Raw genomic sequence first — 19815 nt, forward strand, 5'->3', positions numbered from 1 at the left:
GTCGCCTTGTGGAGACACATTGACGCTGTCTGCATCGGACTTTTCGCAGGTGTCATTGGAGCAGCTCGTTCAATCTGCTGAAAAATATAATGATTTATTTTCTGGCATGAAACTTGCTATACTTATGCAGCTGCTCATTCACCTGTTTATGATTGCCCCGCGAAGCGGATAAGAGCTCATAAAGCCCGAATGACGCACCAAACGGAGCCTGCCGTCCACCTGACCGATAATCGCTTGCGTTATCAAACACCGGACGTAACGTTGAGTAAGGCTCCACCCATTCTTACGCGATGCACTACGCGTCGTGACAGCGGCAGGCCATTGAGCCTGCCGTTTTCTTTTGTTTCTCTTTCTGCCCACCACACCTTTCTTCTGCTGTCAGAGTCCGCTAGCATCCAGACAGTAAATCTTAAGGAAGCGTCTGCGTGAAAAAATGGCGTTTATTTCCCCGTTCTCTGCGTCAGCTGGTGTTGATGGCGTTTGTTCTGGTGCTGCTACCGTTGCTGGTACTGGCCTGGCAGGCGTGGGAAAGTCTCTCTGCGTTAAGTGAACAGGCCGCTGATACCAACCGCAACACCTTCACCGATGTGCGCAGAAGTGAGGCAATGGCACGAACGGCAGTAGAGCTTGAACGCAGCTACCGTCAATATTGCGTGCTGGATGATGCCTCGCTGTCGCGTCTTTATCAGACGCAGTACACCCGCTACAGTCAGATGCTGAGTTCGCATAGCGCCAGTCTGCCTGAACTGCCCGCCTTTCAGACCTTGCAGGCCACTCTGCCGCTGCTGACGCCGCTGAAATGTGATAATGGCAATCCCATTACACCCGCCGCAGAGGCACTGGATCGCTTTTCTGCTACTAACGCGCAGATGGTGCAGGACACGCGCGAAGTGGTCTTTTCCCGCGGCTTACAACTGCAGCGTGAAATCGCCGATCGCGGCCAGTTTTTTGGCTGGCAGGCGCTGATTCTGTTTATCATCAGTCTCGCGCTGATGACGCTCTTTACCGGCATGATTATCGGGCCGGTCAAGCGCATTGAGCGGATGATCAACCGGCTTGGCGAAGGGCGTGAGCTGGGTAACAGCGTGATTTTTCGCGGCCCGCGCGAGTTACGCTCGCTGGGACAGCGCATCGTCTGGCTCAGCGAACGGCTTGCATGGCTGGAATCTCAGCGTCATGAGTTTCTGCGCCATCTTTCACACGAACTGAAAACGCCGCTGGCCAGCCTGCGTGAAGGCACTGAGTTGCTGGCGGATGAAGTCGCCGGATCGCTGAACGCCGACCAGAAAGAGGTGGTCACTATTCTCGACAGCAGCAGCCGCCATCTGCAGCGGCTGATTGAACAACTGCTCGATTACAATCGCAAACTGGCGGATGGCCCGATCCAGCTGGAACCGGTCAGCGTGGCAGCGATCGTGGAGGGCGTCGTCAATGCACATGCGCTCTCGGCGCGCGCCAAACTCATGCAGACGGTCGTTAATCTTGAGGTCAGCCACTGTCTTGCTGAACCGACGTTACTGATGCGGGTCATTGATAACCTCTACTCGAACGCCGTGAACTACGGCAGCGAATCCGGTACCATCTGGCTGCGCAGTCAGCAGCAGGGCGATCGGATCTGGATTGAGGTCGCGAATAGCGGCACGCCGATTCCGCCGGAAGAGCAGGCAATGATTTTCGAACCGTTCTTCCAGGGCAGCCAGCAGCGCAAAGGGCCGGTAAAAGGCAGCGGGCTGGGATTGAGTATTGCCAAAGATTGCCTGCGCCGGATGCATGGCGACCTGACGCTGGTCCCCTGTGAGCAGGCTGACGTCTGTTTTCGAATTGAACTGAACACCACTGCCGGGAAAGTCTGACTGATGAAATATTTACCCGCGTTGCTGTTAAGCACGCTGACGACGCTGCTCCTCAGCGGATGTACGACCTCCCCGGCCACCTCATCCCTGTCGTCAGGCCATCAGGTAGCGGAACCCGAGGTCAGCATTGCTGATTATCTGGCGACCCGCTGCAATGATCTCTGGCCGATAGAGAAGAGGGCCGCACTGGATAATCCCCTTTACTGGATGCGGGCGATCGATTGTGCTGAGCGCCTTTCTCCTGCAGAAGCCAGAGCCGAAGCCCATCGCTGGCCGGCAGAGAACTGGTCGCGCGCCTTTAAACAGGGCGTGCTGATGTCTAATGGCAACGTCACGCCTGTTGAGCGTCGTCGCTATGTGGAAACCCTGGATCGTTACAGCGCTGATTTCCCACAGTCTGTGCGCCCGCTGATTCAGTTGTGGCGCAGCAACCAGACCGCGCAGCTTGACCTCAGTGAAGCGCGCACCCGTTATGCCCATCTGCAACAGAGCAGCGATAGTCAGCTTGAGGCGATACGCCAGCAGATGGTTAAACAACAGCAGCAGCTCAGTGACACGCAGCATAAGCTGGAGCGGCTGACTGACATTGAGCGGCAGCTCTCATCGCGTAAAGCCCCGGATGTTTCTGACAGCAGTCATGGTACAGCGCTGCCGCAGGATGAGGAGCAATGATGGTCAGACAAGCGGCAAAATTGCTGCTGGTGGATGACGATCCCAGTCTGCTGAAGCTGCTGGGCATGCGTCTTCGCAGCGAAGGGTATCAGGTCACCACTGCGGGCAGCGGACCCGAAGCGTTGCGTCTGTTGCAGAAAGAGAAGATTGAGCTGGTGATAAGCGATCTGCGAATGGATGAGATGGATGGGCTGGCGCTCTTTGGCGAGATCCAGAAGCGCCACACCGGTCTGCCAGTGATTATCCTGACGGCGCATGGTTCCATCCCGGACGCCGTTTCCGCCACGCAGCAGGGCGTATTCAGCTTCCTGACGAAACCGGTTGATCGGGACGCGCTCTACAAAGCGATTGATGAGGCGCTGGCACAGCAGGCACCGGTCAGTGATGACCGCTGGCGCGAGGCGATCGTCACCCGCAGCCCGCTGATGCTAAAGCTGCTGGAGCAGGCGCATATGGTGGCGCAGTCGGATGTCAGCGTTCTGATTAATGGTCAGAGTGGCACCGGCAAAGAGATGCTGGCGCAGGCGATTCACGCCGCCAGCCCGCGTAACGGCAAGCCTTTTGTCGCCATTAACTGTGGCGCTTTGCCGGAGCAGCTGCTGGAATCAGAGCTGTTTGGTCACGCCAAAGGTGCTTTTACCGGTGCGGTCAGTGCGCGTGAGGGGTTATTTAAAGCGGCAGGCGGCGGCACCCTGTTCCTGGATGAGATTGGCGATATGCCGCAGCCATTGCAGGTTAAGTTGTTGCGGGTGTTGCAGGAGCGTAAGGTCAGACCGCTGGGCAGCGACCATGATAGTGAAATCGACGTGCGAATCATTTCAGCTACGCATCGCGATCTGCCGAAGGCGATGGAGAAGAAAGAGTTTCGTGAGGATCTCTTCTATCGTCTGAATGTGGTGAATCTGAAAATACCCGCGCTGCATCAGCGCACAGAAGATATCCCGCTGCTGGCCAATCATCTGCTGCGCCAGGCAGCGGAACGGCATAAGCCACAGATTCGCAGTTTTTCCGTTGATGCGATGAAGCGTCTGATGGCCGCAAGCTGGCCAGGCAACGTGCGCCAGCTGGTAAACGTCATTGAGCAGTGCGTGGCGCTGAGTTCATCACCGGTGATCAGTGATGCGCTGGTGGAGCAGGCGTTGAGCGGCGAGAACAGCGCCTTGCCGACCTTTGCGGAGGCGCGTAATCAGTTTGAGCTGAACTATCTGCGTAAGCTGTTGCAAATGACCAAAGGCAATGTGACCAACGCCGCACGTCTGGCTGGACGCAACCGCACGGAGTTCTATAAGCTGCTGTCTCGCCATGAACTGGATGCCAGTGATTTCAAAGAGTAGCGGAGGCTGCGACGTAATACCGGCAGGTTGCCTGCTCAGGCCCGAATCAGAATGGGTGCGGTCAGCATAATCTGACAGCGCTTGCGGCAACCTGAAGAATCCCGGATATTACCGCCCGACAGCGCCAGCAACATTTATACTTGATAAACCCTCTGACCATGGAGGGAGTGAAAAAGGGTCTGACATGAAAAAGATTGATGCGATTATCAAACCATTCAAGCTCGATGATGTTCGTGAAGCCTTAGCGGAAGTCGGCATCACCGGGATGACCGTGAGTGAAGTAAAGGGCTTTGGTCGCCAGAAAGGGCATACCGAGCTGTATCGCGGCGCAGAGTATATGGTCGATTTCTTACCTAAAGTGAAAATCGAGATGGTGGTGGGCGACGATATCGTTGATACCTGCGTCGAGACCATTATGCGCACCGCGCAGACCGGCAAAATCGGTGACGGTAAAATCTTTGTCTTCGACGTGGCGCGCGTGGTGCGTATCCGTACGGGTGAAGAGGATGAAGAGGCGATCTGATCGTCTTTTTATCAGCGATTAATCAGTATAAAAAGGCCCGCGTTGCGGGCTTTTTTATACCTGGAAATCGGATGAGGTCTACTGTGAGATCAAGCCAGCTCAGAGAACCCGGTCAGATCGGAAAGACGCAAAACCCGCCATCCATGGCACGCGCGGGCCAACGCGTTGCGTTGTTCAAAAACGCTCCCGGCGTTTTTAGTACGCACCTCGTCCCTGAGGTGCGCCCGTTGCCGGGCCAACGCTTTGCGTTGTTCAAAAACGCTCCCGGCGTTTTTGTCCATGGCGCGGGACGCTTTCCTCTTCTGCCCGAGTTCCCTTCGCTTTGAAGCTGTCTGTTGCTGCCTGAACTTAGTAGCAGATTTACATCCCTTTGTGCGGGCCAAAAAGTTCGTAATGAATGCGTGCATCTGCCACGCGGGCATCGCGCAGTTGCGCCACCACATGCTGCATAAAGGGTAGCGGTCCACAGAGATAGAAGTGGGTATCGGATGACGCTAATCGTGCAGCCATTTTGCTGATATCCATCAGCCCCTGCGTGTCATAGCGACCTGCATCTTCAGCAGCGGGATCGCGATACCAGACCTCACTGATGAAATCGGCGAGCTGCGCGCCAGTGGCACCGACTTCCTCGCCAAACGCATGCTGTTTGCCGTTCTCTGCAGCGTGCAGCCAGCTGACCGGCGCGCGATGTTCACTGGCTGCCAGTGAATGCAGCATCGCCAGCATCGGCGTCTGGCCCACGCCCGCAGAGATGAGCGCGACTGGCGTGCCAGAATCGACCTCCAGGAAGAAGTCGCCGTGCGGTGCGGCGAGCATCAGCTCATCGCCCACTTTGCCATGCTGATGCAGCCAGCCGGAGACCGTGCCCTGCGCTTCGCGTTTCACCGCAATACGATACGCTTTACCGTTGCTGAGATGCGTCAGTGAATACTGACGAATCTGGTGATGCTCGAAGCTGGCAGGCTGCAGGTGTACTGTCAGATACTGACCCGGCTTAAAAGCGGCTACCGGGCCGCCATCCACCGGCGTGAAGGTAAAGCTTTTAATGACCTCGCTCTGCTGCTCAACTGCGCTGATGCGAAACGCGCGGGTGCCACGCCAGCCGCCGGTTTGCTGCGCTGTGGCCTGATAGATCTCTTCTTCCCGATTGATGAACACATCCGCCAGGATGCCATAGGCCTGGCCCCACGCAGCCAGCGCCTCGTCACCGGGATTCAGCAATTCTTTGATGGTCGCCAGCAGATTTTCACCGACGATGGCGTATTGGGCAGGCTGAATATTCAGGCTGGTGTGTTTCTGCGCGATTTTTTCTACCGCAGGCAGCAGCACGGCCAGATTCTCCAGATTCGCGCCATAGGCGCAGATAGCGTTGAACAACGCTTCGCGCTGATCGCCATTGCGCTGGTTATTCATATTGAAGACGTTTTTGAGTTCAGGGTGGTGCGACAGCATACGGTCATAGAAGTGTGCGGTAAGCTTTGGACCGCAGGCGGCTATGGCAGGCAGCGTCGATTTAACGGTGGCGATGGTGTGTGCATCAAGCATATCAATGGCCTCTTATTAAACATGTATTTTAAATGCATGTTATAGCCGCCTTGCCTGTGGTGTAAATAACCCGGGAAACTTTCTGGCTCCCCATGTGGCAACTTTTTGGTGCATCAACAGACGCCGCCGTCACATCGTTGAGAAAAAATGTGACGGGTGAACAGGCTAAAAAGGTGTAAAAAAGCGCTGCCAGTCGCCAGCCAATCGTTTGCGTAAAAAGAGGCGGTTCACCCTACCTTCACCTGTTAAAACGGTTTACACTGTTGGCCTTCGCCCCTGAAGGGGGGTAAATACCGTCAGAAAGTTAGCTGAGTCAGGAGATCCGGATGTTAAAGCGTGATATGAACATTGCCGATTACGATGCCGAGTTGTGGCAGGCAATGGAGCAGGAGACAGTGCGTCAGGAAGAGCACATTGAACTGATTGCTTCTGAAAACTACACCAGCCCGCGTGTTATGCAGGCACAGGGTTCTCAGCTCACCAATAAATACGCTGAAGGCTATCCGGGCAAACGTTACTACGGCGGCTGTGAGTACGTTGATATCGTTGAGCAGCTGGCGATTGACCGCGCAAAAGCGCTGTTTGGTGCTGATTACGCTAACGTGCAGCCACACTCAGGTTCACAGGCTAACTTCGCTGTTTATACGGCGCTGCTTCAGCCGGGCGATACTATCCTCGGGATGAACCTGGCGCACGGTGGACACCTGACTCACGGCTCACCGGTTAACCTGTCTGGCAAACTCTATAACGTGGTTGCTTACGGTATCGATGAGACCGGAAAAATCAATTACGACGAGCTGGCTGAACTGGCGAAAACCCACAAGCCAAAAATGATCGTTGGCGGCTTCTCAGCTTACTCTGGCGTCTGCGACTGGGCGAAAATGCGTGAAATCGCGGATAGCGTGGGTGCCTGGCTGTTTGTCGATATGGCCCACGTTGCCGGCCTGATTGCCGCAGACGTTTATCCAAGCCCGATTCCCCATGCGCACGTCGTGACCTCCACCACCCACAAAACGCTGGCGGGTCCGCGCGGTGGTATCATTCTGGCGAAAAACGGCGACGAAGATTTCTACAAGAAACTGAACTCTGCTGTCTTCCCGGGCGGCCAGGGCGGTCCTCTGATGCACGTTATCGCGGGTAAAGCAGTTGCCTTCAAAGAGGCGATGGAGCCGGAGTTTAAAACCTACCAGCAGCAGGTGGCAAAAAATGCCAAAGCGATGGTTGAAGTGCTGATTGAGCGTGGCTATGACATCGTTTCCGGTGGCACCTATAACCATCTGTTCCTGATCGATCTGGTGAGCAAAAACCTGACCGGTAAAGAAGCGGATGCCGCGCTGGGCCGTGCCAACATCACGGTTAACAAGAACAGCGTACCGAACGACCCGAAAAGCCCGTTTGTGACGTCGGGTATCCGTATCGGCACACCTGCCGTTACGCGTCGTGGCTTCAACGAAGCAGACGTGCGTGAGCTGGCTGGCTGGATCGCTGATGTACTGGATAACGTCAATGACGAAGCCACCATTGAGCGGACCAAAAAGAAAGTCCTGGATATCTGCAGCCGTCTGCCGGTCTACGCTTAATCGCTAACCTGTTGTAAGACAGCACAAAAAGGATGGCAATTGCCATCCTTTTTTATTGCCTGCTCCGCAGTGCTCTGCCAGAGTAACGCCTGTTTATGCTGCCTGGCAGCAAACTTACTGGAGGGAATATGGCAATCGGCTCCGCCAGATGGCTCGGATTGGGCTACTTCACTTACTTCTTCTGTTACGGCATCTATCTGCCATTCTGGGGCGTGTGGCTGAAAGGCACCGGCCTGGATGCTGAAAAGATTGGCCTGCTGCTCGGGTGTGGCATGGTCGCGCGCTTTGTCGGCAGTCTGCTTATCGCTTCTCAGGTCAAAAATCCATCACGGTTGATTACGGCGCTGCGCCTGCTGGCGCTGATGACCTGTCTGTTCGCCGCCGGTTTCTGGGTGGGCGAGCAGTGGATGTGGCTGCTTACCGTGATGATTGGCTTTAACCTCTTTTTCTCACCGCTGGTTCCGCTCAGCGATGCGCTGGCCGCCACCTGGACACAGCAGATTGGGCTGGCATACGGGCCGGTCAGGCTGTGGGGCTCGCTGGCCTTTGTCATCAGCTCGGCGTTAACCGGCGTGCTGGTCAGCGCCTGGTCCTCAAACGCAATTCTGATGCTGTTATCCATTGGCGTCATTTCTATGCTGGCGGGCATGATGCTGACACCCGTCACACAACCGCAGGGCCATGAGCGACAGGGCCCTGCGGGCGGTGGATGGCAGGAGTGGCGGGCGTTGCTGCGTGAGAACGCGGTATGGCGATTCATGCTCTGCGTGACACTGCTGCAGGGTGCACACGCTGCCTATTATGGCTTCAGTGCTATCTGGTGGCAGGAGAGCGGCTATTCCGCCTCGACGGTGGGCTATCTCTGGTCGCTGGGCGTGGTGGCAGAGATTGTCGTCTTTGCCATGAGCAACCGGCTGTTCCGCCGCTGGAGCGCGCGCGATCTGCTGCTGCTTTCGGGCATCTGCGCGCTAATTCGCTGGGGTCTGATGGGGGCGACAACGGCGCTGCCGCTGCTGATTGTGGCGCAAATTCTCCACTGTGGCAGCTTCACCGTCTGCCATCTTGCAGCGATGCGATTTATCGCCGCGCGTCAGGGGGCGGAAGTCATCCGACTGCAGTCGCTCTATTCCGCGCTGGCGATGGGCGGTGGCATTGCGATAATGACGATGATCTGCGGCGTGCTGTTCGCCCATCTGCAGGGGCATCTGTTCTGGGTGATGGCACTGGTGGCACTGCCCGCGCTGTTTCTGCGGCCCGGCTACGACTCCAGTAAATAACGAATACGCTGCTGATGGTGTAACGTCAGCGGCAGTTCCGCATGCACCAGCGGCGGAGAGTAGAGTGGCAACGAGGTCGGGTAGGGCGAAATGATGATGTCGACATCACGTGGCGCGCCCTCCCGCTGAAACAGTTTCACGTCCTGATAGGTAATATTAATTGGCAGCAGCGTGATCTCACGAATCTGCTGTTCTACATCCTGTTCCAGATCGGCGTCGTCGCCGGTCAGGATCAGCACCTGCTTCTCCTGCAGCGCACTCTCCTGCATCAGCCAGGCGCCGAAAATAATGGTAATTAAACTCACCTCTTCCGGTGTAAAAGCGATGCGGTAGTGCTGCTCAAAAGCCTGCAGCGCCTGCTGAGTGGTGCGAAGCAGACGCGGATAGAGGCGGCTGACATCCAGTGCCACGCTATTGTCGATACCGATATTGAAATGGGTGCGATCCAGCGCCTGCGCCAGATGCGGATAGAGCTGGTGCAGCAGTTCATTGCGGTCAGCAAAGGTAATCCCGGCACAGGCTTCAAAATCATCAATCAGCTGCTGAGTCGCTTTCATTAACTGCTGTTCAGCAGGATGCGCAATCGCGTCCACGACCGGCGTATGTATCTGGCTGAACAGCAGCGTCCAGAAATCCGCTTCACTGACGGGCGGAGCAATATGGCAGCGTTTGCGCCAGTGGTAGATCACATCCTCAGCGGCCTGCCGCTCAGGCTTCTGCTGCAGCCAGAGACATTGCGCCTCACTGAACAGCACCGGCTGACGCTGGCACAAGCCATACTTCATGAATATCTGCAGAAACAGCCGGTCACGTTCGCTGAAGTCACGCTTCAGGCGCAGGCTACAGTGCTGAATCAGTGCCTGTAAATTGGTCTCATCCCACAGCGCTTTCTCAATCTTCATGACTTTCAGGCGCTGACGCAGAGGCGCGGCAAAATGTTCGCAGACGAAGTCCTGCGATAAACGCAGACTGCGTCGCAGGTTATGCAGCAGACAGAGGCGCCGATCCAGCTCAGTTCCATGAAGACGAAAGCTGCCATCTACCATCTGATGCAATTCCAGCTGGTGATATCGCTGTATCTCATGGCCCACATCCGCGATATCCTGTCGGGCAACGTCAGGATCGACGCCATTCAGCTGGCAGACTTTTTCAAGCGTAAGCAAAGGTGTCGGCAGAAACAGCAGCAATAAAAGATGGCACTGACGCTGTGAACGGGAGAAGAGTGGTGCCAAAGGGGTAGCAGAACTCATCAATCAGATTTCCAGCAGGCTATTTTGAGCTAAGAATAGTCAACCCGTTCAGCGCCTGCGCGGTTTACGCGGTTTATTTGCCAGAGGTTTAAGGCGGGTCACAAAATTTTGTTACTTATAGATTCTTTTCGTCGGGAACGTTACTTTATAACATTATGAAACGCGCACTCTTTGCTCTGTTAATGGTATTAAGTCCGGCTGTGCTGGCACACCCTCACAGCTTCATTGATATGAAAACGGAACTGGTGGTGAAGGATGACACCTTTACCGGGTTGAAGATGACCTGGACCATGGATGAGATTACCTCCGCTGATCTGCTGTATGACGCGGGCGACGCGAAACCTGGCACTGTAGTGTGGAAAAAGCTGGCAGCGGGTGTGATGGCAAACGTGCTGGGCCAGCACTACTTCTCAGAAATCTGGCACAACCAACAGCGGGTAAAGTTTTTGAATCTGCCAACGGAATATAACCTTTCGCGAAACGGCCACAAAGCGGTGCTGGAATTTATTCTGCCGCTGGCGGAACCCCCGAAGCTGACCGGACAGCGCTTTGAGATCCTGACTTTTGATCCCACCTATTTCGTCGATATGTTTTACGACAATCCCGGTGCTTTAACGCTGCCGCCTGCACTGCAGACGCGTTGCCGGTTTACCCTCAATACGCCCAAACCCAACGACTCACTGAAACAGTATGCGCTGTCGCTGGACAAAGCGGATGCCCCGGCTGAAGAGATGGATTTAGGCCGCCAGTTCGCACAAACGGTGGTACTGAAATGTCAATAATCTCCACGCCTTCCAGGGCCACCCGACTCTGGCCACTCTGGATGATAGCAGGACTCTTCTCTGGCGGCGCACTGCTGGTCTGGCTTTACTGGTCGCAGATTCTGCTTCAGAGTGTATTGTGGCAGAAAGATTTGCACCGGCAGATGACTCAGCTGTTACAGCAGGTCGCGGAGCAGCCACACCAGGCAGGCATATCGCTGGTGATATTCAGCCTGATCTATGGCGTGCTGCACGCGCTGGGACCGGGCCACGGAAAAGTGGTGATCGCGACCTTTCTGGCGACCCATCCGAGCCGCGTCAGAACCAGTATCAGGCTGACGCTGCTTGCCTCACTGCTGCAGGGATCGGTCGCGATTGTGCTGGTCACGGTGATGCTGGTGCTGCTGAAAACGTCGTCGCGCCAGCTGCATCTCAGCAGTTTCTGGCTTGAAAAGGGCAGTTATCTGCTGGTGATCGGGCTGGGTGTGATGATCGGGTATCGGGCGCTGCGTGCGCTGTGGCTGGCGTTGCGCCCACGACCCGCTCCGGTATTTCGTGCTTTCCAGCCGCAGCATCAGCATGACGAGCATTGCGGATGCGGCCACGCACATCTGCCGACGCCCCAGCAGATGAATGGCAACGTAAGCTGGAAAACTCAGATGCTGGTGGTGGTGTCGATGGGCTTACGTCCCTGTTCCGGCGCGATTATGATGCTGCTGTTTGCCAAAGTGATTGGTGTTTATGGCTGGGGCATTCTCTCTGCTGCGGTAATGGCACTGGGCACGGCCCTGACTATTTCCGCAATTGGTTTGCTGGTACAACAGGCGCGCTCGGTAGCACAACGACTGGCGCAGCCTGGTGCTGGTGCTGGCATCACGCGACTTCTGATTCCCATCCTGGCTTTGACCGGTAGCCTGATATTAATCGTAGTGGGTATTGCATTATGGCAGTCTGCCCGGTTAACGCTGGGCGGCGGAATTCGACCTTTCTGACTAAAAGCGCAGCGGGAATAAAATTTCCGCTGTTATCTTTACCTCGCTAATTATCTGAGGCTTCATCACTTTAATTTTTTATCTGAGTAGTTCAGTGGTGAAATCACTATTCCCTGTCTACGCTGTTAATACCAAAACGGCATTCCGCCGTCGGCATGATAAAAGATCAAGACAGCTTTCTGTTTATTGCGAGGAGTATATTTCATGGCTGATACCCGTATTAATAATGGCTACACCGAAACGCTGGCGACCGGACCTGCAGGATTACCGTTAAAACGTATTTCCTGGAGCGCCGTTTTTGCCGGTGTTATTTGTGCCTTAATCGTTCATATCATTCTGACATTGCTGGGAACAGCCATTGGTGCCACCACCATTGATCCGATGAAAGAACAGAATCCTCTCGACGGCCTGGGTACTGGCGCACTGGTCTGGACAGCCATTGAAATGCTGGTTGCGATGGCGGCAGGGAGTTATGTTGCCGGGCGACTGGCTCAACGCGAAGGGGCCCTGCACGGTTTATTGATGTTTGGCCTTAGCACAATTTTCACTATTTACCTGGCTATTGCACTGGCGACCAGTGTATTAGGCGGCGCGATGAATATTGTGGGTTCAGGTTTCCAGGCACTCGGTAGTGGTATTTCCGCGGCAGCGCCTTCGGTTACTCAAATGGCAAAACAAAAGCTGCAGGAGAATAATATTAATTTAGATAACCTGCAGAACGAACTGGAAACGACATTACGCCAGACAGGCAAACCGGAATTACAACCCGAGAATTTGAAGCAGGACGCAAATAAAGAAGCGCAGAATGCAGAAAACCAAGCTAGCAACACCGCGAATCATCCGCAGACAGCTGATACTGATCTGACTAACTGGGTAAAAGGTGTGATGGATCGCCATTCAGATACTCTGCAGGCAGCCGACCGTGATGCGCTGAAAAATATTATTAAAGCGCGTACCGGTAAAAGCGATCAGGAAGTGGATCAGATTGTCGCTAAAACTGAGCAGAACTATCAGCAGGCCGTTCAGAAATACCAGGAACTGAAACAGCAGGCTGAACAGAAAGCGCGTGAAGCCGGTGAGAAAGCCGCGGCTGCAACCGCTAAAGCAAGCTGGTATGCACTGATTCTGCTGATTATCGAAGCCGTACTGGCCGGTGTGATGGGTATGGTCGGTCGTCGTACACAGCCTCGTCAGGTGCTGGCACACGAACGTCGTTAATCATCACTGAATAACAGGCAACAAAAAAGGCGGCTGAGAAGCCGCCTTTATTCTGTACTGAAACTTAGCGTTTTAACGCTTCGCTCAGCTCATCACGCATATTCGACAGCATTGACTTCACGACACGTGGGTTACCCGCAACCAGGTTACCTGACAGCAGATAGCCGTGGTTACCGGTGAAGTCAGTGACCAGACCGCCCGCTTCACGCACCAGCAGTTCGCCCGCCGCAAAATCCCATGGCTTAAGGCCAATCTCAAAATAGCCATCGACGCGACCGGCAGCGACATAAGCCAGATCCAGCGCAGCAGAACCGGTGCGACGGAAATCAGCACACTGGGTAAAGAGTTTGGTCATGATGTTCATGTAAGCAGGCGCGTGCTGCTTCATTTTGAACGGGAAGCCGGTTGCCAGAACGGTGCCATCCAGATCGCGTGCCGTGCTGCCACGCAGACGGTAGCCATTCAGCTGCGCGCCCTGACCACGTGAAGAGGTGAACAGTTCATTGCGCATAGGATCGTAAACAACGGCGACTTCAGTGCGGCCTTTGATGCGCACAGCGATCGAAACAGCAAAGTGAGGTAAACGTTTGATGAAGTTAGAGGTGCCATCCAGCGGATCGATAACCCATTGAACATCCTGATCTTCGCCCGCCAGCTCACCGCTTTCTTCAGTGATGATGGTGTGTTTCGGGTAAGATTTACGAATAATTTCGATAATCAGGCGTTCTGCTTCGCGGTCAACATTCGTTACGAAGTCGTTGCTGCCTTTCTGGCTGGCTTCGACGGCGTCCGGGGTTTCATAATATTTGGCAATTAAATTTCCGGCCTTGCGCGCTGCGCGCACGGCAATGTTGAGCATTGGATGCATCGGTATCTCTCGCTGGATGTTAAAGAACGGGGAAAACGGCGCGGAGTATAGCAGTGTGTTCGGTAAATGTCCTGCTTTATGTTAATATTCGACCTACTGATTTTACTGACCCGTTTCTGAGTATCCCTAATCATGTTGCAAAATATTCGTATCGTGCTGGTTGAGACGTCTCACACCGGTAACATGGGCTCCGTTGCGCGCGCCATGAAAACCATGGGCTTAACTAACCTCTATCTGGTTAATCCGCTGGTCAAGCCTGACTCACAGGCTATCTCCCTGGCCGCCGGTGCCAGTGACGTTATCGGCGAGGCTAAAATCGTCGACTCGCTGGATGAGGCGATCGCCGGATGCAGTCTGGTCGTTGGCACCAGCGCCCGTTCCCGCTCGCTGCCCTGGCCGATGCTGGATGCACGTGAATGTGGCGTGAAAAGCGTGGAAGAGGGCCAGCAGGCACCTGTTGCACTGGTGTTTGGTCGTGAACGTGTTGGCCTGACCAATGAAGAGTTGCAGAAGTGCCATTATCACGTCGCGATTCAGGCTAACCCGGAATACAGTTCGCTGAACCTGGCGATGGCGGTGCAGATTATTGCCTATGAAGTGCGCATGGCGTGGTTGCAGTCGCAGGAGCAGGCCAGCCCGGCACCGAAGTATGAAGAATCCCCTTATCCGCTGGTGGATGACCTTGAACGCTTCTATCAGCATATGGAGCAGATGATGCTGAACAGCGGTTTTATCCGTGAAGCTAATCCGGGTCAGGTGATGAGTAAACTGCGTCGTTTATACACCCGCGCACGCCCGGAACGTGATGAACTCAACATCCTGCGTGGCATGCTTTCATCGTTTGAAAAGCGTAAAAACGAGAAAAAAGAAGCAGATAATAGTTGAGTAAATTACCAGGTTAAATACCTGACTAATTTACCAGGTTAAATAGTTGACCAAATTACTCGGGAATGGCAGACTTCAGCGCATCTGTTGCTAATCCTCCGATAACCGGACGCTATTGAGGTCACACGCTATGAGACTGACATCCAAAGGACGTTATGCCGTTACTGCAATGCTGGACGTTGCCCTTCACTCCCATGAAGGTCCGGTCCCGCTGGCGGATATTTCCGAGCGTCAGGGCATCTCGCTCTCCTATCTGGAGCAGTTATTCTCCCGACTGCGTAAAAATGGTCTGGTCTCGAGCGTGCGTGGTCCGGGTGGCGGTTATCTGTTAGGTAAAGAATCCAACACCATTTCCGTCGGTGAAGTGATTACCGCCGTGGATGAGTCTGTTGATGCGACCAAATGCCAGGGTAAAGAAGGTTGTCAGGGTGGCGAGCGCTGCCTGACTCACGTACTGTGGCGCGATCTGAGTGTGCGCATCAGTGAATTCCTGAACAATATTACGCTGGCTGAGCTGGTGAATAATCAGGAGATTCTGGATGTGGCCGATCGTCAGAATGCAATTGATAATCGTCGCTTCCAGAGCCCGCGTTCTCAGGGAATTAACGTTAACCAACGCGCCTCCTGATCCCCGCTGTTGCGGCCCTAACTGCTAACGCGGTCAGGGCCGAATCTGCTATAAAGACGTATGATTTTTTATACGGAGCTGTAGCGCAATGAAATTACCGATTTACCTGGATTATGCCGCCACCACGCCGGCCGATCCGCGTGTAGCCAGCAAAATGATGCAGTTTCTGACGCTGGATGGCACGTTCGGTAATCCGGCCTCGCGATCGCACCGATTTGGCTGGCAGTCTGAAGAAGCGGTTGATGTTGCCCGTAATCAGATCGCCGAACTGGTCAACGCCGATCCCCGCGAAATCGTCTTTACCTCTGGCGCCACCGAATCCGATAACCTCGCGATCAAAGGCGCTGCCCATGCCCACCAGGCACGCGGCAAACATATCATCACCAGCCAGACCGAACATAAAGCGGTGCTCGACAGCTGCCAGCAGCTGGAGCGTGAAGGCTTTGATGTCACGTATCTGACGCCAGCAACCAATGGCATTATCTCGCCTGACCAGTTACGTGCAGCGCTGCGCGACGACACGATTCTGGTCACTCTGATGCATGTAAACAATGAAACCGGGGTGATTCTGGATATTGCCGCCTTTGGTGAAATTTGCCGTGAGCGTGAGATTCTGTTCCATGTTGATGCCACCCAGAGCGTTGGCAAATTGCCCATCGATCTCAGCCTGTTACCGGTCGATTTGATGTCGTTTTCTGCCCACAAGCTTTATGGACCGAAAGGCATCGGCGCGCTCTATGTACGGCGTAAACCGCGCGTGCAGATCGTTGCGCAGATCCACGGCGGCGGACATGAACGCGGAATGCGCTCCGGGACCTTGCCGGTGCATCAGATTGTCGGCATGGGTGAAGCCTATCGTATTGCCGCCGAAGAGCGCGAAACTGAAATGGCGCGGATTCAGGCGCTGCGCGATCGCCTGTGGCAGGGCATCAGCGCGCTGCCGGACGTTACCCTTAATGGCGATCTGCAGCAGAGTGCACCGAACATTCTTAACCTCAGTTTCGCTGATGTTGAGGGTGAGTCACTGATCATGGCGCTGAAAGACCTGGCGCTCTCTTCCGGCTCGGCCTGTACCTCCGCCAGCCTGGAGCCTTCCTATGTCCTGCGCGCGCTGGGCCTGAGTGAAGAACTGGCGCACAGTTCGCTTCGCTTCTCGCTGGGACGCTTCACGACGGAAGAAGAGATCGACTACGCCATTGCACTGGTGCAGAAGTCAGTGACCCGTCTGCGGGCCTTAATGAAATCCTGATACCCGGCGATAGTCCGGAAACTGCGCCAATATGGGCACTTCGCTGGCAACGCCCGGCGGAATCTGTTATCAGGTCTCTCTGTGAATTACATTTAACATCTTATTAAAGCCGTTATAACAATCAGGCTGGATGAAACAGATAACGATTACGGAGCTTTTCGATGACCACACAACCGATGAACATTACGCTTAGCAGCCAGCCCGCCGATGCGCGCTGGGGCGAAAAAGCGATTCTCAGCAGCAACGACAGCGGTATGACACTGCACCTGACCGGCGCAGATGCGCTGAATACCATTCAGCGTGCGGCCCATAAAATCGATGGCCAGGGCATCCGCCATGTGGCGCTGACCGGCGAAGGCTGGCACCTTGAGCAGTGCTGGGCATTCTGGCAGGGCTTCCGTGGCCCGAAAGGCCAGCGTCAGGTTGACTGGCCTGAACTGGGCGAACATGAGCAGGCGGAGTTTGATCGCCGTCTGAAAATCATCGACTGGGTGCGCAACGTCATTAACCTGCCCGCAGAAGATCTGGGGCCGGAGCAGCTGGCGCACAATGCCGTCGATCTGATCAGTGAAGTGGGCGGTGACGCCGTCAGCTATCGTATTACCAAAGGCGATGAACTGCGGGTGCAGGGTTATATGGGCCTGCATACTGTGGGACGCGGTTCAAATCGTCCGCCGGTCTATCTGGCGCTCGACTACAACCCGACCGGCGACGAGAATGCGCCGGTTTACGCCTGCCTGGTCGGTAAAGGCATTACCTTTGATACCGGCGGCTACAGCCTGAAGCAGAGCAGCTTTATGGACTCGATGAAGTCTGACATGGGCGGCGCGGCGACGGTGACTGGCGCGCTGGCGATGGCGATTTCTCGCGGTCTTAACAAGCGCGTCAAACTCTACCTCTGCTGCGCCGATAATATGGTCAGCAGCAACGCCTTCAAGCTGGGCGACATTATTCGCTATCGCAACGGCAAATCGGTGGAAGTGATGAACACCGACGCGGAAGGCCGCCTGGTGCTGGCCGACGGTTTGATCGACGCCAGCGAGCAGAACCCGACGATGATCATTGACGCCGCAACGCTGACCGGCGCGGCTAAAACGGCGCTGGGCAACGATTACCATGCGCTGTTCACCTTTGATGAGGTGATGGCGCAGTCGCTGATGGGCAGCGCAGTGAGTGAGAACGAACCTTTCTGGCGTCTGCCGCTGGCCGAATTCCATCGCAGCCATCTGCCGTCTAACTTTGCCGATCTTAATAACATTGCCAGTCCGTCTCATGCGGCCGGTGCCAGCAGCGCGGCAGCGTTCCTGTCACACTTCGTCAGCAACTATCAGCAGGGCTGGCTGCACATCGACTGCTCTGCGACCTATCGCAAAGGCGCCGTTGATCAGTGGGCGGCAGGTGCAACAGGTCTGGGCGTGCGTACCCTCGCCAATCTGTTACTGAAATAAGCCGATCTCAGCGGTGGCTGATGCTGCCGCTGTTCAGAGGGAAACGTTCAGAGGGAAACTATGAACCGTCTTGAAGAGGTGCTGAAGCTGGCGGCGACTGAGCCTGCCCATCGGCCCGAGTTTTTCCAGTTGCTGCTGGAATCTGACGTCTTTGTTCCGGGCGAAAGTACCACGCAACAGTTTGATGCCAGCACGCCCGTTGATCTCCAGCACTGGGAAAAAGAGGATGGCAGCAGCATTATTCCTTTTTTCACGTCAGAAGAGGCGATGAGTGAAGCGGTAAACGGTGAGCAGTCATGGCTGCGTCTGCCGGTACGGACGTTGTTTGAGATGACGCGTGGCGAGACGCTGTTTCTCAATCCTAAACTGCCTTCCGGCAAAGAGTTCACTGCAGCGGAGATCACGCATCTGCTGGCGGAAGAGGGCAGTGCGCTAAGTCAGCAGACTGTGCTGGAAGGCGGGCAGTCACTGCTGCTCTCTGAGGTGGCTGAACCGCCTGCACAGATGATCGACTCGCTGACTCAGTTGTTCACGAAGCATAAGCAGGTGCGTCGGGCATTTATTGCCAGTATTCGTGAACGGTCAGACGAAGCACCTAATTTACTGATTGGCATTGAAGCGGACAGCAACATTGAAGCGATCATCCAGGCGGCGGGCAGTGTGGCAACGGATACGCTGCCAGACGATGCGCCAGTGGATATCTGTGAAGTGATGCCGAACGATCGCGGCATCAGCCACTTCTTTACCGCGCACATCACACCCTTCTATGAACGTCGCTGGGGCAGTTTCCTGCGTGACTTCAAGGGCAGTGAGCGGATTATCTGACGCACTCAATACAAACAGGCGGCTCATGAGCCGCTTGTTTTTTATTTCGCAATAGGCAGGTCGTCCCGGCTGCCCCATTCGCCCCAGGATCCGTCATACAGCGTGGCATCCCGTGCGCCCAGCGCGGTCAGCGCCAGAATCAACACCACCGCCGTTACGCCTGAGCCGCAGCTGGCGACCACTGGCTGGGAAATATCGACACCTGCGTCAGCAAAAATTCTGCGCAGTTCCGCTTCCGGCTTGAGTGTTCCCTGCTCAACCAGCATATTCCACGGCACGTTCAGGCTGTTGGGAATATGGCCGCGATGCAGGCCGGGACGCGGTTCGTCCACTTCAGCGTTAAAACGATTAGCAGCACGGGCATCAACAATCTGCGCGCCGCCTTCATGGCTGATCAGCAGCACATCCGTCAGGCGTTTCACCCGGCTTTCATCCGCGTGGGCTTCAAACTCACCTTCCGGCAGATTCACTTCGCCGCTTGCCAGCGCAAAACCGGCCGCTTTCCAGCCCTGCAATCCCCCGGCCAGAATCGACACCTGAGCCACACCAAAGGTCTTCAGCATCCACCAGGCGCGGGGTGCGGAAAAGAGATTGCCTTCGTCATAAACGACCAGATGTTTATCACTGCTGATGCCCAGCTCGCGCATCGCGACGGCAAAGGTCTCGGCACGCGGCAGCATATGTGGATAAGGGCTGGTGTGATCGGAAAGGGCTTCAATATCAAAGTAAGGGGCGTCAGGTAAATGACCCGCCAGATACTCAGCCTGGATATCGCGAACCGCTTCCATTCCGGGTGGCAACAAACGTGCATCCAGTACCTGAAGGCGTTCATCGTTGTAGTGCTCTTGTAACCAGTCGGCGGACACAAACAGTGGCGTCGTCATAACAACCTCATCTCAGCAATCTG

Annotated in this window: 18 protein-coding genes; 14 read left to right on the top strand and 4 right to left on the bottom strand. The window is 55.2% G+C overall.

Features of this window, described 5'->3' with window-relative positions; translation table 11 throughout:
- Positions 1-425 precede the first annotated feature (425 nt).
- The 4 genes from LQK91_RS00500 (at position 426) to glnB (ending at position 4382) form a co-directional block, all read left to right on the top strand.
- Positions 426-1853, top strand: coding sequence for a sensor histidine kinase (locus LQK91_RS00500; RefSeq protein ID WP_003848629.1), 1428 nt, complete (start codon positions 426-428; stop codon positions 1851-1853).
- Between the two features lie 3 nt (positions 1854-1856).
- Positions 1857-2525 (top strand): two-component system QseEF-associated lipoprotein QseG, encoded by a 669-nt coding sequence (gene qseG, locus LQK91_RS00505; RefSeq protein WP_105098906.1) that lies wholly within the window; start codon positions 1857-1859, stop codon positions 2523-2525.
- On the top strand, positions 2525-3859 hold the full coding sequence (glrR, locus tag LQK91_RS00510) for a two-component system response regulator GlrR (protein WP_003848633.1): 1335 nt from the start codon (positions 2525-2527) through the stop codon (positions 3857-3859). Before qseG ends, glrR begins: the two co-directional genes overlap by 1 nt.
- A gap of 184 nt (positions 3860-4043) precedes the next feature.
- On the top strand, positions 4044-4382 hold the full coding sequence (glnB, locus tag LQK91_RS00515; protein ID WP_003848647.1) for a nitrogen regulatory protein P-II: 339 nt from the start codon (positions 4044-4046) through the stop codon (positions 4380-4382).
- 360 nt (positions 4383-4742) lie between these two features.
- Here the strand turns inward: glnB and hmpA are convergent, their stop codons facing one another.
- Positions 4743-5927 carry an NO-inducible flavohemoprotein gene (gene hmpA, locus LQK91_RS00520; RefSeq protein WP_105098908.1) on the bottom strand — a complete coding sequence of 395 codons (1185 nt, stop codon included), beginning with the start codon at positions 5925-5927 and terminating at the stop codon, positions 4743-4745.
- Positions 5928-6253: 326 nt separating this feature from the next.
- Here hmpA and glyA point away from each other — a divergent pair, with 326 nt between their 5' ends.
- Together glyA and LQK91_RS00530 are read left to right on the top strand one after the other, a co-directional pair.
- Positions 6254-7507: a serine hydroxymethyltransferase gene (gene glyA / locus LQK91_RS00525; protein WP_003848651.1), complete on the top strand. Its 1254-nt coding sequence runs from the start codon at positions 6254-6256 to the stop codon at positions 7505-7507.
- Positions 7508-7635: 128 nt separating this feature from the next.
- Entirely contained in the window at positions 7636-8784 is a 1149-nt protein-coding gene (locus LQK91_RS00530; protein WP_003848653.1) for a 3-phenylpropionate MFS transporter, read from the top strand.
- Here LQK91_RS00530 and csiE read toward each other — a convergent pair.
- A complete protein-coding gene (gene csiE, locus LQK91_RS00535; protein WP_003848654.1) occupies positions 8766-10034 on the bottom strand; it encodes a stationary phase inducible protein CsiE in 1269 nt (422 codons plus the stop codon). The two genes, LQK91_RS00530 and csiE, sit on opposite strands and share 19 nt — an antisense overlap.
- Before the next feature lie 155 nt (positions 10035-10189).
- Here csiE and LQK91_RS00540 point away from each other — a divergent pair, with 155 nt between their 5' ends.
- The 3 genes from LQK91_RS00540 to LQK91_RS00550 all read left to right on the top strand — a co-directional run bounded on the left by LQK91_RS00540 (position 10190) and on the right by LQK91_RS00550 (position 13005).
- On the top strand, positions 10190-10816 hold the full coding sequence (locus LQK91_RS00540; RefSeq protein ID WP_003848656.1) for a DUF1007 family protein: 627 nt from the start codon (positions 10190-10192) through the stop codon (positions 10814-10816).
- The gene (locus LQK91_RS00545) at positions 10807-11787 is read left to right on the top strand and encodes a nickel/cobalt transporter (RefSeq protein ID WP_105098909.1); all 981 of its coding nucleotides are present in this window, start codon (positions 10807-10809) and stop codon (positions 11785-11787) included. The genes LQK91_RS00540 and LQK91_RS00545 overlap by 10 nt, the downstream gene beginning before the upstream one ends.
- A 204-nt stretch (positions 11788-11991) precedes the next feature.
- Positions 11992-13005, top strand: a complete 1014-nt coding sequence (locus tag LQK91_RS00550; protein WP_008926710.1) for a TIGR04086 family membrane protein — start codon at positions 11992-11994, stop codon at positions 13003-13005.
- A 64-nt stretch (positions 13006-13069) separates the two neighbouring features.
- Here LQK91_RS00550 and suhB read toward each other — a convergent pair whose 3' ends face one another.
- Positions 13070-13873, bottom strand: coding sequence for an inositol-1-monophosphatase (gene suhB / locus LQK91_RS00555; RefSeq protein ID WP_008926709.1), 804 nt, complete (start codon positions 13871-13873; stop codon positions 13070-13072).
- A 132-nt stretch (positions 13874-14005) separates the two neighbouring features.
- Here suhB and trmJ point away from each other — a divergent pair, with 132 nt between their 5' ends.
- From trmJ to sseB, 5 genes are all read left to right on the top strand, one after another.
- Positions 14006-14758: a tRNA (cytosine(32)/uridine(32)-2'-O)-methyltransferase TrmJ gene (gene trmJ, locus LQK91_RS00560; RefSeq protein WP_003848663.1), complete on the top strand. Its 753-nt coding sequence runs from the start codon at positions 14006-14008 to the stop codon at positions 14756-14758.
- 130 nt (positions 14759-14888) lie between these two features.
- Positions 14889-15386, top strand: coding sequence for a Fe-S cluster assembly transcriptional regulator IscR (gene iscR / locus LQK91_RS00565; protein ID WP_003848664.1), 498 nt, complete (start codon positions 14889-14891; stop codon positions 15384-15386).
- A gap of 88 nt (positions 15387-15474) precedes the next feature.
- Entirely contained in the window at positions 15475-16635 is a 1161-nt protein-coding gene (locus LQK91_RS00570) for an IscS subfamily cysteine desulfurase (RefSeq protein WP_105098910.1), read from the top strand.
- Between the two features lie 161 nt (positions 16636-16796).
- Positions 16797-18083, top strand: coding sequence for an aminopeptidase PepB (pepB, locus tag LQK91_RS00575; protein ID WP_003848667.1), 1287 nt, complete (start codon positions 16797-16799; stop codon positions 18081-18083).
- 60 nt (positions 18084-18143) lie between these two features.
- Positions 18144-18908: an enhanced serine sensitivity protein SseB gene (gene sseB, locus LQK91_RS00580; protein WP_105098911.1), complete on the top strand. Its 765-nt coding sequence runs from the start codon at positions 18144-18146 to the stop codon at positions 18906-18908.
- Between the two features lie 41 nt (positions 18909-18949).
- Here the strand turns inward: sseB and sseA are convergent, their stop codons facing one another.
- Positions 18950-19792 (bottom strand): 3-mercaptopyruvate sulfurtransferase, encoded by an 843-nt coding sequence (gene sseA, locus LQK91_RS00585; protein WP_003848671.1) that lies wholly within the window; start codon positions 19790-19792, stop codon positions 18950-18952.
- Between the last annotated feature and the right edge of the window lie 23 nt (positions 19793-19815).

This window comes from Pantoea sp. MHSD4 (genome assembly GCF_021043305.1).
Taxonomy (GTDB): Bacteria; Pseudomonadota; Gammaproteobacteria; order Enterobacterales; family Enterobacteriaceae; genus Pantoea; species Pantoea eucalypti.

Coding starts and splice junctions, on each gene's coding strand:
- LQK91_RS00540 (WP_003848656.1), top strand. CDS start 10,190: ATGAAACGCGCACTCTTTGCTCTGTTAATGGTATTAAGTCCGGCTGTG.
- sseB (WP_105098911.1), top strand. CDS start 18,144: ATGAACCGTCTTGAAGAGGTGCTGAAGCTGGCGGCGACTGAGCCTGCC.
- glnB (WP_003848647.1), top strand. CDS start 4,044: ATGAAAAAGATTGATGCGATTATCAAACCATTCAAGCTCGATGATGTT.
- glrR (WP_003848633.1), top strand. CDS start 2,525: ATGGTCAGACAAGCGGCAAAATTGCTGCTGGTGGATGACGATCCCAGT.
- csiE (WP_003848654.1), bottom strand. CDS start 10,034: ATGAGTTCTGCTACCCCTTTGGCACCACTCTTCTCCCGTTCACAGCGT.
- hmpA (WP_105098908.1), bottom strand. CDS start 5,927: ATGCTTGATGCACACACCATCGCCACCGTTAAATCGACGCTGCCTGCC.
- LQK91_RS00530 (WP_003848653.1), top strand. CDS start 7,636: ATGGCAATCGGCTCCGCCAGATGGCTCGGATTGGGCTACTTCACTTAC.
- sseA (WP_003848671.1), bottom strand. CDS start 19,792: ATGACGACGCCACTGTTTGTGTCCGCCGACTGGTTACAAGAGCACTAC.
- LQK91_RS00570 (WP_105098910.1), top strand. CDS start 15,475: ATGAAATTACCGATTTACCTGGATTATGCCGCCACCACGCCGGCCGAT.
- glyA (WP_003848651.1), top strand. CDS start 6,254: ATGTTAAAGCGTGATATGAACATTGCCGATTACGATGCCGAGTTGTGG.
- iscR (WP_003848664.1), top strand. CDS start 14,889: ATGAGACTGACATCCAAAGGACGTTATGCCGTTACTGCAATGCTGGAC.
- pepB (WP_003848667.1), top strand. CDS start 16,797: ATGACCACACAACCGATGAACATTACGCTTAGCAGCCAGCCCGCCGAT.
- LQK91_RS00550 (WP_008926710.1), top strand. CDS start 11,992: ATGGCTGATACCCGTATTAATAATGGCTACACCGAAACGCTGGCGACC.
- qseG (WP_105098906.1), top strand. CDS start 1,857: ATGAAATATTTACCCGCGTTGCTGTTAAGCACGCTGACGACGCTGCTC.
- LQK91_RS00545 (WP_105098909.1), top strand. CDS start 10,807: ATGTCAATAATCTCCACGCCTTCCAGGGCCACCCGACTCTGGCCACTC.
- trmJ (WP_003848663.1), top strand. CDS start 14,006: ATGTTGCAAAATATTCGTATCGTGCTGGTTGAGACGTCTCACACCGGT.
- suhB (WP_008926709.1), bottom strand. CDS start 13,873: ATGCATCCAATGCTCAACATTGCCGTGCGCGCAGCGCGCAAGGCCGGA.